Source organism: Streptomyces sp. NPDC001515, assembly GCF_053597115.1.
Window position 1 is genome coordinate 205,559 of record NZ_JBSFHN010000012.1, and the last position, 11,541, is coordinate 217,099.

12 protein-coding genes are annotated in these 11,541 nt (G+C 67.9%); 1 reads left to right on the forward strand and 11 read right to left on the reverse strand.

Annotated elements, in window-relative coordinates:
* Positions 1-69 precede the first annotated feature (69 nt).
* The 4 genes from ACWCXC_RS15760 to ACWCXC_RS15775 form a co-directional block, all read right to left on the reverse strand.
* Positions 70-270: an FxLD family lanthipeptide gene (locus ACWCXC_RS15760; RefSeq protein ID WP_450680387.1), complete on the reverse strand. Its 201-nt coding sequence runs from the start codon at positions 268-270 to the stop codon at positions 70-72.
* A 60-nt stretch (positions 271-330) separates the two neighbouring features.
* Complete coding sequence (gene fxlM, locus ACWCXC_RS15765; protein ID WP_450889193.1) at positions 331-1,569, reverse strand: methyltransferase, FxLD system; 1,239 nt, start codon at positions 1,567-1,569, stop codon at positions 331-333.
* A 797-nt stretch (positions 1,570-2,366) separates the two neighbouring features.
* On the reverse strand, positions 2,367-3,161 hold the full coding sequence (istB, locus tag ACWCXC_RS15770; protein ID WP_450889195.1) for an IS21-like element helper ATPase IstB: 795 nt from the start codon (positions 3,159-3,161) through the stop codon (positions 2,367-2,369).
* 11 nt (positions 3,162-3,172) lie between these two features.
* On the reverse strand, positions 3,173-3,988 hold the full coding sequence (locus ACWCXC_RS15775; protein WP_450889197.1) for a Mu transposase domain-containing protein: 816 nt from the start codon (positions 3,986-3,988) through the stop codon (positions 3,173-3,175).
* Positions 3,989-4,358: 370 nt separating this feature from the next.
* Between ACWCXC_RS15775 and ACWCXC_RS15780 the strand changes: the two genes are divergently transcribed.
* Complete coding sequence (locus ACWCXC_RS15780) at positions 4,359-4,967, forward strand: hypothetical protein (RefSeq protein ID WP_450680383.1); 609 nt, start codon at positions 4,359-4,361, stop codon at positions 4,965-4,967.
* 10 nt (positions 4,968-4,977) lie between these two features.
* On the opposite strand, the gene ACWCXC_RS15785 is transcribed toward ACWCXC_RS15780, so the two are convergent.
* The 7 genes from ACWCXC_RS15785 to ACWCXC_RS15815 form a co-directional block, all read right to left on the reverse strand.
* A complete protein-coding gene (locus ACWCXC_RS15785; RefSeq protein WP_450680382.1) occupies positions 4,978-6,147 on the reverse strand; it encodes a hypothetical protein in 1,170 nt (389 codons plus the stop codon).
* Between the two features lie 373 nt (positions 6,148-6,520).
* Positions 6,521-6,841, reverse strand: coding sequence for a helix-turn-helix domain-containing protein (locus tag ACWCXC_RS15790; RefSeq protein ID WP_450680381.1), 321 nt, complete (start codon positions 6,839-6,841; stop codon positions 6,521-6,523).
* The gene (locus tag ACWCXC_RS15795) at positions 6,838-7,911 is read right to left on the reverse strand and encodes a tyrosine-type recombinase/integrase (protein WP_450889200.1); all 1,074 of its coding nucleotides are present in this window, start codon (positions 7,909-7,911) and stop codon (positions 6,838-6,840) included. The genes ACWCXC_RS15790 and ACWCXC_RS15795 overlap by 4 nt, the downstream gene beginning before the upstream one ends.
* A 394-nt stretch (positions 7,912-8,305) precedes the next feature.
* Positions 8,306-8,824 carry a hypothetical protein gene (locus ACWCXC_RS15800; RefSeq protein WP_450680379.1) on the reverse strand — a complete coding sequence of 173 codons (519 nt, stop codon included), beginning with the start codon at positions 8,822-8,824 and terminating at the stop codon, positions 8,306-8,308.
* A gap of 65 nt (positions 8,825-8,889) precedes the next feature.
* Positions 8,890-9,303 carry a hypothetical protein gene (locus ACWCXC_RS15805; RefSeq protein ID WP_450889202.1) on the reverse strand — a complete coding sequence of 138 codons (414 nt, stop codon included), beginning with the start codon at positions 9,301-9,303 and terminating at the stop codon, positions 8,890-8,892.
* A complete protein-coding gene (locus ACWCXC_RS15810; protein ID WP_450889204.1) occupies positions 9,252-10,721 on the reverse strand; it encodes a tyrosine-type recombinase/integrase in 1,470 nt (489 codons plus the stop codon). Before ACWCXC_RS15810 ends, ACWCXC_RS15805 begins: the two co-directional genes overlap by 52 nt.
* Positions 10,721-11,541 (reverse strand): tyrosine-type recombinase/integrase (locus ACWCXC_RS15815; protein ID WP_450889206.1); only part of this gene is annotated, 821 nt, incomplete at its 5' end. The genes ACWCXC_RS15810 and ACWCXC_RS15815, both read right to left, overlap by 1 nt.

Consider the following 11,541-nt stretch of genomic DNA (forward strand, 5'->3'; position numbering starts at 1 on the left):
GGCCCCGGGGGGCGGACCGGCCCGCCCGCCCCCGGGGCCCGCCAGCTGCGGGGTTCGGATACCGCCGGGTCAGCTGCCGATGCAGGTGCTGTTGGAGCAGGCCGACTGGCAGGTGGAGGTGCAGTTGTCGCCGGTGTCGTTCAGCAGCGCGCCGATGACGGGCGCCGAAGTAACCGTCTCGATATTCAGGTCGAAGTCCCCGGCGTCGGCGCTGAAGTCCGTCGCCGCCTTCAGCCCGGTGCCGGACGTCGTGCTCATCCGCTGTGCCATCTCGCTCTCCTTCTGGGGAGGTGGTGGAGGGTGTTGTGCAACCTGGCGGGCCGGTGGCGGCTACGGCCAGGTGATCGAGACCCGCGAGTGCCGTCGCTCGATGCGTCGGCCGTCGTCGGGAAGGCGGTCGTCCGGCGTGCCCGCCGGGTAGACCTCGATGTGCGCGCGGTCGCCGCGGTGCGCGCGGTCCCACACCTTGATCTCCTCGACCAGGCGCTCGGCGAGCTGCCGCCCGCGCGGACCGTGACCGATGGCGCCCAGCTCGTAGCGGTCCTCCTGGTCCGTCGCCCGCACCGTGCGGTACGCGAAGCTGCCGCCGTCCACGAGCGTGGGGATGCCGAGCGGCGACACCGAGGCGACGAGCCCGCGCTCACGCGCGCCCGGCATCGCTGCCAGCAACGGCAGGTTGTCCAACGCGGTGGTCAGCCACAGGTCGAGGTGCTCGTTGGACTCGCTGCCACCCAGCGTCACACCGGACCACCGTGCGGTCCTGGGCATCGAAAGGGCCCGGGAGAGGGCTTCGGCGTCCGGCTCGGGGTGTCCGTCCACGCGCAGCCCGACCTGCTCGCCCTCAACGTCGTGCAGCACGGTGACGCGGACGCGGTCCTTGCCGGCCCCCTGCATCGGCACGAAGCCGCACAGCTCGAACCCGTCGCTGATGAGCCGGTCACCATCGCGGACGAAGGCCACGGTGCGGGTCATGCCACGCAACCGCAGCGGTACGACGAGCCGCCCACCCTCCTTGAGCTGGTCGCGCCAGGCCGGCGGGATGTCGGCGGCCTGCACCGTCACCACGATCCGGTCGTACGGCGCGTGATCGAGGACCCCGACCTCCGCATCCCCGGTGAGTACGGTGACATTGCTGTACCCGGTCTCCTTCAGAAAGGCCGAGGCGCGGTCCGTCACCTCCGGATCGATATCCACGGTCACGACATGGCCGGCGTCGCCGACCACTTCCGCCAGGAGTGCGGCGTTGGGGCCGCCGGAACCGATCTCGAGCACGGACATCCCCGGCGCGAGCTGGGCCTGCTCCATCTGCATGGCCTGGACTCGCGGCGCGGAAACCGAGCTGATCTGCACCCCGTGCTCGTCGGTCTTGGTGATCGTCGCGACTTCGGCGCTGTACGTCGAAGCCAAGTCCGCGTCAGGCGTGGCGAGATGCCGGCGAACGTTCCGGAACGCGGCGATCACGAGCGGGCTGCGGGCGGCTCCCAGCTCGATGAGGCTCTGGGCGAGCCCATCGCGCAACTCCTGCTCCGACGGCGTCCTGACGCTGTTGGTAGTGCTCGTGTTGTCCACGCTGTTCTCCTCGTCGGCTGCGCCGGGCTCGGTCCATGCGCAACAGGTAACTCCTGATTTGCTGAGCTTGGTTAGGGGGTTTGGTGCCGAACGACGATGAGCGGCCTAGGGGGTTTTGGTGACTGCTTTACCTTGCGCCGTGTGCACGCATGATGACGTTGTGCTCGAAGCATGTCGCCCATAGGGGATGGCTACGTAGGTCAGAACTGAGAGCAGATGTTCATGGCTCTCGGGAACGATCCCGTGGGCAGAGACTCGGAAATGTTGATGAGAAGTAGCAACGCTTCGACAGCCTGTGTGTCTGAATCGTCGGGAGGATCACTCTGCGAGGCGGCGCCTCCACCAGGGATCTGTGGGCGGTGAGAAGGGATCTGGCAGGGTCCGTGTCAAGAAGCGGTCGTCCAGGGGAGCAACCGCCCCAAGAAGTTCACGGCGTGCCTTGCGAGTCATGGTCGAGGCCGCGCCCTGTAGCAGGGTTCGCGCGTGCATGTCTCGCCAGAGGGTGGTTCCCCGCCCGTGGTTGGGGCCGTGGTCGGGCCATGGATGAAGCGCCAGAGCCCATGCCCGGAAGGCGTGGGCGACGTGTCCGGGAGGCAACCGGTGCTGAACTTCGAACTGTGCGATCTGCCGGTTCGTCGCAGTGGACAGACCAGGGATGACCTGTCGGCTTCTGGCGCTTCTGCGAAGGGATTGTGCGGTTCTGATCTCGCCCGGTGAACGGCGAGGCATGGACACTTCCAGCTGCGAAGACGAGTGACCGTCCGACGGTAGATGGCGTCGGTTCGAAGAGCAAGCGGTCAGCTGGCCGCTTGTTGTTCGGCGCGTGCTCGGGTGGTGGCGAGGCGGTAGGAGTCGGTGCCGGTCTCGATGATGTTGCCGCCGAAGGTGAGGCGGTCGACGATGGCCGCGCAGAGGCGGGGGTCGGTGAAGGTCTTGGTCCAGCCGGAGAAGGACTCGTTGGAGGCGATGGCGACGCCGTTCTTCTCCTCGCGTTCGGTCAGGACCTGGAAGAGGAGTTCGGCGCCGCGGCGGTCGAGTTCCATGTAGCCGAGCTCGTCGATGCAGAGCAGGTCGACTCGGCCGTAGCGGGCGATGGTCTTGGTCAGCTGTTTCTCGTTGGCGGCTTCGACGAGCTCGTTGACGAGCTTCGTCGCCAGGACGTACTTGACCCGGTAGCCGGCCATCGCGGCTTCAGTGCCGAGCGCGATCAGCAGGTGGGACTTGCCGGTGCCGGAGTCCCCGATGAGGCAGAGGGGCAGACCCTTCTTGATCCATTCGCATTTGGCGAGGGTGTGGATCATTGCCGGGTCGATGTTGGGGTTCGCGTCGAAGTCGAACTTGCGCAGAGACTTGTCGCGGGGGAACCCGGCTGCCTTGATGCGGCGCTCCGAGCGGCGGCGGGCCCGGTCGTCGCACTCGGCCAGGAGGAGCTCGGCGAGGAAGCCGAGATAGGACATCTGCTCGCGTTCAGCGGTCTCGGCCACCTCGGAGAACTGGGACCGGATGGTGGGCAGACGGAGCATGCGGCATGCCTGGTCGACGCCGGTGGTGGCGGCGTGCTCGGTGAGTCCTCGCTGGCGGGGAAGGGACACGGTGATCTCCTCTATGACGGGGTGGGGCGGTCGGATGGGCGGAGTCGTAGAAGGTGGTCGTAGTGGGCGACAGACGGAAGAGGCCGCTTGTCCGGTGGCAGATGGGCCCGGACGGCCGCTGGCAGCTGGGCCATGCCGGCCTGGCTGCCGGACCCGGGGGACGGCGGAGCCTGCTGGGGCTCGGTGTCGGCGTCTGCCGCCTTGCGTGCTTCCAGGGCGACGGCGTCCGCGGTCAGGGCACCGCTCTTCAAGGCTGCTGCGAGCCCCGCAACGAGCTGTTCGTGGGGCAGGTGGCGGCTGAGCAGGAGGACTTCGATCAGGGCCCGGGTGCCGTCGCGTTCGCTGTGGGCTTTGACAGCGGCATCCCACCAGGCGTCGTGGATCGGGGTGAACCGGCCGGCAGCCCTGGCCTGGTCCAGGGCTGTCGCGCCGGGCAAGGCGCCAGGCTTGCGGATCAAAGCTTCCAGGTAGTGGTCGAGATCGAGGCGGGATTCGTTGCGGGCGATGAGCCGCTCGTGCCGGGCGACTTCCTCGCGGCCGTCGTAGACGACGAGCTCGGAGGCGTGGAGCATGACGCGGACGGTTCGGCCGATCAGCCGGACCGGGACCGAGTAGCGGTTCATCCGGACGCAGATCTGGCTGTAGCGGTCGACTCGTGGTGTCGACAGCCTGCCTGTCTCGAACGGTTCTTCCGGCAGCGGCGCCAAGAGCGGCCGCTCGGCCGCGAAGTACTCGCCGATCGTGCGGGGGCGGGAGCGGATGCGGCGGGCGTCGTCCTGCTGGTCCCACCGGTCGATCATCTCGTTGAGTTCGGCGAGCGTGGCCACTTCGGGGACGGGGACCAGGTGGTTGCGGCGGAACCATCCGATCTGGCCCTCGACTCCGCCCTTCTCATGGGCGCCGCGGATGCCGGGCTGGCAGTAGAGCGCATCCAGGCCGATCTTCCGTGGGTTCAGGAAATCTGAAGGCTCCGTAGCGCGAACTCAGGGGCTCGAGGGTGACTCTGCCGCGTGAAAGGGGCCGGTTGCCACAGCGGAGCCCCGGTAGTGGGCGACGGACCTGTATCCGGCTCAGGTAGAGCATGGCCGGGCACCGGCCCATGACCGCGATCCGGTGGCATCTGCGGGAGACTGTGGGGTGCCTACTTCCAGATCGCTTGCAGCCCCCGACGAGATACGTGCGTATCTCATCGATCAGTTGAATCTCGCCCTGCGCCGTCCCGGAATGTTCGGGAAGGAGTCGGAGCTGGCCCTGCGCATGCTGATCGACCACTTGTCGTTCGTGGAGTGCCAGCCCGAGGCTTTGGCCGAGCAGCAGCGGGTCTGGAAAGAGCGCGGCGCCTGGTCCAGCACCGGCGTCGCGGGCGTGTTCCGTGATCTGATCCCGGAGCGCTATTACGAGTACGGCATTGCCTCGGTGTATGCCGAGTTCGCACACCGCCGCGGCTGGCTCAAGCCCGACCGCGTACTGGACCCTGACGAACACGCAGTCCTGCGGGGTGCGGTCCGCCAGTGGGCGGGCGAGGACCGCGTGTGGACGGACGTCGTCGACGAGTTCGGCATCCCGTCCATGCTGTTCGGCGGCAACAACCCCTACTACGGCAAGACCCTCAGCTACCTGGCTGAGAACCCGGAGGAACCGATGGTGTCCTTCCATCTCTGGAACGGTAGTGCTCCGGGAGCCGAGCAATCATGGCCACCTCCGTACAAAGAACCCCTCCTGCTTGCAGTGCGCTTCGGAACGGGGTCCTTCCGCCAGACCTTCACCTTCACCCCGGAGGGTCGGCGACGGCTCCCTGTGGAGTAAAAGCTCAAGATCAGCGGGTGCTCGGTGCCTGTTCTGCTTCCGATTCGGTCACTGCGCTGGTGTAGCGGAGGCTGGTCTTGGCGCCGAGGGAGAAGACGTGGGCGAGGTGGAGGGGGTCCGCGCCGTTGGCGAGGGCTTCTTCGAGGATGCGGTCCTGTCTCAGCCGGTCGACGCCCACGGGCAATTCCCTGACCAGTCTGTCCATCCAGAACGTGCCCACGGCCGTTGCAGTGGTGGCGGTGTTCCTGGTGATCAGCAGATGCGGGTTGGTGCTGTTCGGCCATCGACGCTGACGGTAGGCGAGGTACTCGCTGATTGCCTCGGCTGTGTAGTCGTCCAGGGGACGGTTCAAGCCTTCGGGGACGAGTCGCCGTCCCGGTAGGTCCACGTGCTCGACCAGCATGGAGCGAATCTGGCGGGCGGGCAGCGCGTGGATCCCGGACAGGGCCACGACCACGCGAAGGGCCGGATCCTGCAGTGCGGCAACAGCGACGGACTCCACCTCGTCCGCGGTGAGTGCTGTGGGGATCTTGATCGCCGTCTTGCCGCCTTTGACGCCTCGCATCGGGTTGGCAAAGATCAGCCGCTCGGCCTTGAGGGTGCCGAACAGCGACCGCAAGGCACTGGCGTCGTATGCGCGATGGGGCCGGTCGGCGAGCCAGCTGGTGATGTCGTCGCGGGTGGCCTGCCGCAGGGTCGTGTACTTACTGGCGTACTCGGTCAGGAACGGCAGGATGCTCCTCAGGTTGGTGATGACCGTGGCTCGGGCACGTGGCCTGCGGCGCGGGGTCCCGTGCCGCAGGATGTCGATCCAGACGTCCAGCTCAGAGCGGACGTCCGAGGCAAGGAAAGACAGGTGTTCCTCGCACCAGGCGTCGAGCGCGTCGGGCCGGTCGTCGAGGAAGTTGTCGAGTTCCTCGAATACCTCCAGGACGTGGTTGGCCGGCACTGCCGTGTGGGTGAGCTGGCTGATGGTCGAGGCTCGGATTTGCTCACCTGGCCGGTGAACCGCGCAGAGAATGCGGATGCCGCGTCGCACTGAGCCGAGAGTGCGGGGCGGCCAGCCGCGCAGTTCCGCGATCCGGGCCGCCCGGGCACTCAAGGATGCGGACAGCTGAGGGTCGAGTGGTGGGGCCTTGCTGCTGACTCCGCGAAGCTCGCGTGGCATCTCGAACAGCAACAGTTCCGTCCAGCGCTCCGGAACACGGTGTGGCCGCGGCGACCGTGGTTCCGGCAGGGCTGGCTGCGGCTGGGGCCGCCGCGTGGTCGCAGGGTACCGATGATGAAGAGCTGGTGTCCTGTGCGGGCGGCTACGGTCAGGTCGACGCGGGTCTTGTTGTCCGGGCCCGCGATCAGGCTGGCCTGACGGCGGCAGAGACGGCAGATCCCGTCCAACGCGGCGACCTCACGTGTGCAGACGTCGCAGTGGCGGCTGGTGGCCTTCGAGGTGAAGCCCCAGCACGCTTTGCAGCGAGGGCGGTCGATCCAACCCCATCCAAAGCAGTCCCGGCAGCTGCGGGTGGCCCAGGGGCGTGATCGCCGGACGGGCGTGCTCATAGCGGCGGCCCCGAACGGCCCGGCCGGCGCTGGCGCGTGATCGGGCTGCCGCCGACGACCTGCTTTTCCGCCTCCGGCGTCGTGGTCGCCTGCCGGACGCTGGCCTTCTCCGGGACGAGAAGGTCGGAGGTCGTGCAGTCCAGCACCTCGCAGATGATGTCGAGGTCGGCCAGGCGGACAGTCAGTGGCCGTCCCGACCACAGGTGGGACATCTTGCCGGCCGAGATCACCAAGCCGGCGTCCGCGAGCATCCGTTGGAGCTCGGATGCCTTCCAGATGTCGCGCTGGGCGGCGACCATTCGCAGGTTCCACTTCATCGGCGTGTCCCTCCGAATCGGGTCGTGGCCCGTTGGCCTGCTCGGATCCAGGCATCTTCGACGTGGGACTTCTCGACGTGCACGTAGATCATGGTCGTGTTGAGCCATTCGTGTCCGAGGATCTTTTGGATGGCAACGACGTCCATGCCGTTGCGGTAGAGGTCGGAAGCGGCGAAGTGCCGCAGCACGTGCGGTGTGAGCTGACCGACCTGGTGCGGCAGATGCCGGACGACCGCCTCGGCGAGCCCGGTCCGCAGAGCGTCGTCGGTCACTGCCCTGCTGGAGCCGTCGCCGTATCTGCGTTCCGAGGGAAACAGCGGTGCACGAGGGTCGTTGACCTTGTCGTCGAACTCCCACCGCGGCCCGGTGACCCACCATTCCAGCAGGTCACGGGAGCCGTTGATGAGCGGGACGAGCCGTTCCTTCTTGCCACGGCCCTGGCTGCCCTTGCCCTTGAGGAGGACCTTGCCGAACCGCCCCAGGTCCCAGCGAACGTCGCCGATCCGCAGCAGGCACAGTTCCGAGATTCGCGGGCCGATGAGGCTGGCCAGCCGTGAGGCGGTGTAGTTCCGGGCGGCCGGAGCGTACTTGCGTGCCTCTTCCATGTCGCACCGCCAGCCGCCGAAGAGCGCGGTGACCTCCGCTTCCGGCGGCGGGATCCGCAGCCTCGCGGAGGTGCCACCGCGGGGCCGGTTCATCTCGTCCAGCGGGGACTCGACGACGAAGCCGGTGGCCGAGTGGATGCCTACCTTGTGCCGTAGTTCGAGGAACTCGAAGAACACGGCGAAGGCCGCGGCCTGGCGGACCTTGGTGCCCGAGGCTGAGTCACGACGGTGCCGCCCGAAGTACCGATCGAGGTCCAGGGCCTCCATCTCCCACAGGGGCCGACCAAACCATTCCCTCAGCGCGAGAACGGGGCCGACGTCACCGCGGATGGTGTCGTCGAGGACCCCGGCAGAGGCCCGCGCGAGGACGAACTCAGCCAGCAGATCCTGCTCGAAGGCAGCGACCTCCTCGGAGGTCTCCAGCCGGAGCTCCGGCCGCAGGTCGCGCACGACGGCCAGTGCCATCCCGTTCCTCCTCTTCAGCTATCCAGCGACTCCGCCATGACAGCCGAGGAGACTTCAGGATTTCTGAGAAACGAGCAGCAATCACCCGATCGTGTCTAGGAGGCCGGAAGCCCCAGATCACGCGGCCATCGAGGTCGTCGACGCAGTCGGGAGGCTGAGGGAACTCACGGGAAAATGGACATAGTGCGAGCGGAAGGCGGTCCAGCGTTCGGCTTCGATGCGACGGCGTGAGAGGCCCAGCACCTGGGCGACGGCGGCTCTAAGGCTGTCGTAGCGGACCTTCCCGGTCGGCACTCCTCGAATATGCGGGTCTCGCTGTCAAGCTCCGGGAGTGCACTTTGGGGGGCCGGTGCTGGCCAGGGCCGTTGGCTGTTGGCCGGATCACCGGGGTTCATCACGCGCCGAAGCCGTCATCTGGAGCGTGGGTTGGCTGCAGGGCGCACTCATGAGGGTTGCTCCAGTGGCTGGCACTGTCGAGGAGTGGCTCGGCGCCAGCCTCGGTCCGGAAGGTGAAAGTGACACCTGTCGCCTCGACCTGCAGAGCCATTTGTCCAGGGGGCTGGTGGAGTGTCAGCGGATTGAAGCGGCAGCCCATCGTGTTGAGTTCCGCCGTGATTTGCGAGTGTGTGAGGGGTCCGGCGAACGCCGCGAGTCTCTCCGTTCCGGGGACGGGTAGCTCGACGGCGTCTCGCCAGGTCTGGACGCTGATCATCGTGACGCGGCGGCAGCGACAGACGCAGAGCTCAGCATCCCCGTAGGAGAAGAGATGAGGCCATCGCCGCCGCTTGCTCACCCGACCGATTTCCCACGGCGGGCCCAGGGTCGCCGCGATGTCGTTGAGAGACGCGCCGCAGTGCAGTGGGCCGATGGCTGCGGAGGCGCCGAACTCGGCCAGGATTCGAATCGCGGTCACGGAGTGGAGCGTGCCACCTGACCTGGTCGGACGTCCATCGAGTTGATCCGCTGACTCGGAGGAGGTCAGGACGCTTCTTCGTCCAGTCGGCTGAGGAGCCCGTCGAAGATCTGCTCGCGGGCGACCTGTCCTTTGGCCGCCGCGTCGTCGCGTTGGCGTTCGAGGATGGGACGGAATTCGATGGTGGTGACGAAGAACGTGCAGGACTCGCAGATGGATTCGAAGTGGCAGTCCATCTCGACGGGGCGTGCGCAGTAGCCGTTGCCGAGCATCCGGCGGTGCATCTCCCGTCGGAGTTTGGCCATCTCGGTTCCTTCCGCGTCGGCCGGCAGCTGGCGCGGGGCGTCGTAGAGGGCCTCGACCTTCTCCGAGACGGCGAAGTACTCGTCTGCCACTGTCCGGTCGGCGATCCGAGCGTAGACACGCGTCATGGACAACGATCGGTGACCGAGCAGAGCGGCGATCGCCTCCAGGGACATGCCACGATTGATCGCCTGCGTGGCCAGCGTGTGCCGCAGCTGGTGCGGGGTGACGCGGCCGAGGCCGGCGCCCGCTCCGCCGCCTTGCGGACAGCCTGCTCGATGCGGGAGGCGTTGACCTGGCGGCCGTGATCGGTGAACAGCAGGTTCGACCGCAGGCCCTCGGGCCGGTGCAGAAACCAGTCGTCCAGCAACGTCTTCAGCTGCGGGTGCAGGGGGACGTAGCGGTCGGTGTGCATCTTGCCGACCGGGACGCGCAGCCAGTAGGCGGAGCCGATCTGGACCACCGCATCGATCGTGAGGCCGAGCATCTCGCTGCGGCGCATCCCGGTGCGGGCGAGAATCTCGATGGCCAGCCGGGCGAACGGATCAGGGTCCTGGCGGGCGGCGGCCAGCAGCTTGGCGGCCGCCGCGTCGTCGAGGAAACGGGGCAGTGGCTCGTCCGCGATCGGGAAGTCGCTGTCGAACACCAGCTGGCGAGTCGGCCGGTCGTCGGCGTCCCACTCGTCCAGGCGGCGGAAGAATCCCCGGAGCTTGCTCAGCCGGTCGCGGACGGTGTGCCGGTGCAGCGGTCCACCGCGGGCGGCCGGCCGCCCCAGCAGCCACTGCCTGTAGCGCTCGACGTGCCGCCGTTTGAGGTCGGCCACGCAGCCCACCGTCGCATCCTCGTCGGCGACCAGCAGGGCGAACTCCCGCAGCGTCAGCTCGGCGTTCTTCACGGTGCCCGGCCGCAGCGAGCCGCCGATCTGCTGCAGGTAGTGCTGCATGCTCTCCGCCAGTGCGGCCGGGACCCGGGCCCACTCCTGGGCCCGTATGTCGGCCCGGTCCGGAGACCGCCTTCGTGGCAGCTGGTCGCACAGGCTGCAGTGGAACAGCGTCGCCTCGAGATTGAACAGGGCCGTCGAGAGGGCTTTCACCCCGCGGCTGGGTATGCGGCGGGCCGCTTCGAGTAGCCGCCGCCGACCCTGGTCCCAGTCGGCTTGCTGCAGCTCGTGCGGCTGCCGGCCGAAGAGCGCGACGAAGTGGGCCAACAGGTTGAACTGGGTCATGGCGACCGTGTCGCGGAACCCGAGCGCGCGTGCGGTCTCCATGAAGCGCAGGTGCAGTTCCGGGTCGGTGCGGGCCAGCACGATGCCCAGGCGTGGGCGCCGGGCGACCAGGTAGTCCGCGCCGGGCTGGAGGCGTCCGGTCACCGCGAGCCAGCTGATGAACCGGTGCGTCTCGTGGTTGAAGGCGAGCTGGCGTTCCAGCGGCAGGCCCGCGAAGTCCGCGAGGTCCGGGACTGTGGCGAGCAGGGCGCGGGCGCCCCAGCGGACCTTATGGTCGGTGTTCATACCCTGGGCGGCCCGGTGGGCGAGGTAGTACTCGACGAGGTCGGGGCGCACGATCGGCAGGGCTGCGGCGCGGGCCCGGCGCATCAGACGCCCGTCCTGTCAGCGTCGATGGCGGCGCTGGCCTGCAGGTATTGTTCGGCGAGCCAGGAGTTCGCCAGGTGGATGTAGATCCGGGTCGATTCGATGGAGCGGTGTCCGGCCTGGGCCTGGACCGCTTCCAGGGCCATGCCCGCCTCCCGTAGCCGGGTCAGACAGGTGTGACGAAGCTGGTGGCAGGTCAGCCGGGTCAGCCCGGTCCGTCGCTGTGCTCCCTCGAGGATCTCGTCCAGGCCGGCGGCGGACAGCGGCTTGCCGCGGGTCGGCCCGCGCAGAACCACGAACAGCCGGTCGTGGTCGACCGGGGGACGCTCACGGCCCAGGTAGTCGCCGACTGCGGTGAAGAACTGCGCGGAGATCGGTATCAGCCGCTGGTGGCCGCCTTTGCCCTCGCTGATGAAGACCCGACGCTCACCCGGGGAAATGTCGCCCAGCCGCAGACCGAGCACCTCGCAGCGGCGCAGGCCTCCGAGCAGCATTGCCAAAACCATGGCCCTGTCCCGGACGGTGTTCAGCGTACCCAGCACCGCCTCGACCTCACCCGGGCCAAGCACGCGGGGCAGAGTGCGCGGCGTGCGCAGCAGCGGTGCCCCGCGATTGCCACTCCGCCGCCGGTTGGCGTGCCCCACCGGCACCGGATTGCGCTGAACGGCCACGTCGTCGCGGGTCATCAGGTATCCGAACAAACCCGAGACACTGGCCAGCCGGCGCTTAGAGCCGCTAACAGAAGTGTCTGATGGTGTGACGGTCAGCTTGATCGCTCGTTGATTGGTGCGTGGGGAAGAGGGAGTCGCGGCCGTGGGTCGTG

Coding starts and splice junctions, on each gene's coding strand:
- ACWCXC_RS15805 (WP_450889202.1), bottom strand. CDS start 9,303: ATGTCCCTGGAGGCGATCGCCGCTCTGCTCGGTCACCGATCGTTGTCC.
- ACWCXC_RS15790 (WP_450680381.1), bottom strand. CDS start 6,841: ATGAAGTGGAACCTGCGAATGGTCGCCGCCCAGCGCGACATCTGGAAG.
- ACWCXC_RS15795 (WP_450889200.1), bottom strand. CDS start 7,911: ATGGCACTGGCCGTCGTGCGCGACCTGCGGCCGGAGCTCCGGCTGGAG.
- ACWCXC_RS15810 (WP_450889204.1), bottom strand. CDS start 10,721: ATGCGCCGGGCCCGCGCCGCAGCCCTGCCGATCGTGCGCCCCGACCTC.
- ACWCXC_RS15760 (WP_450680387.1), bottom strand. CDS start 270: ATGGCACAGCGGATGAGCACGACGTCCGGCACCGGGCTGAAGGCGGCG.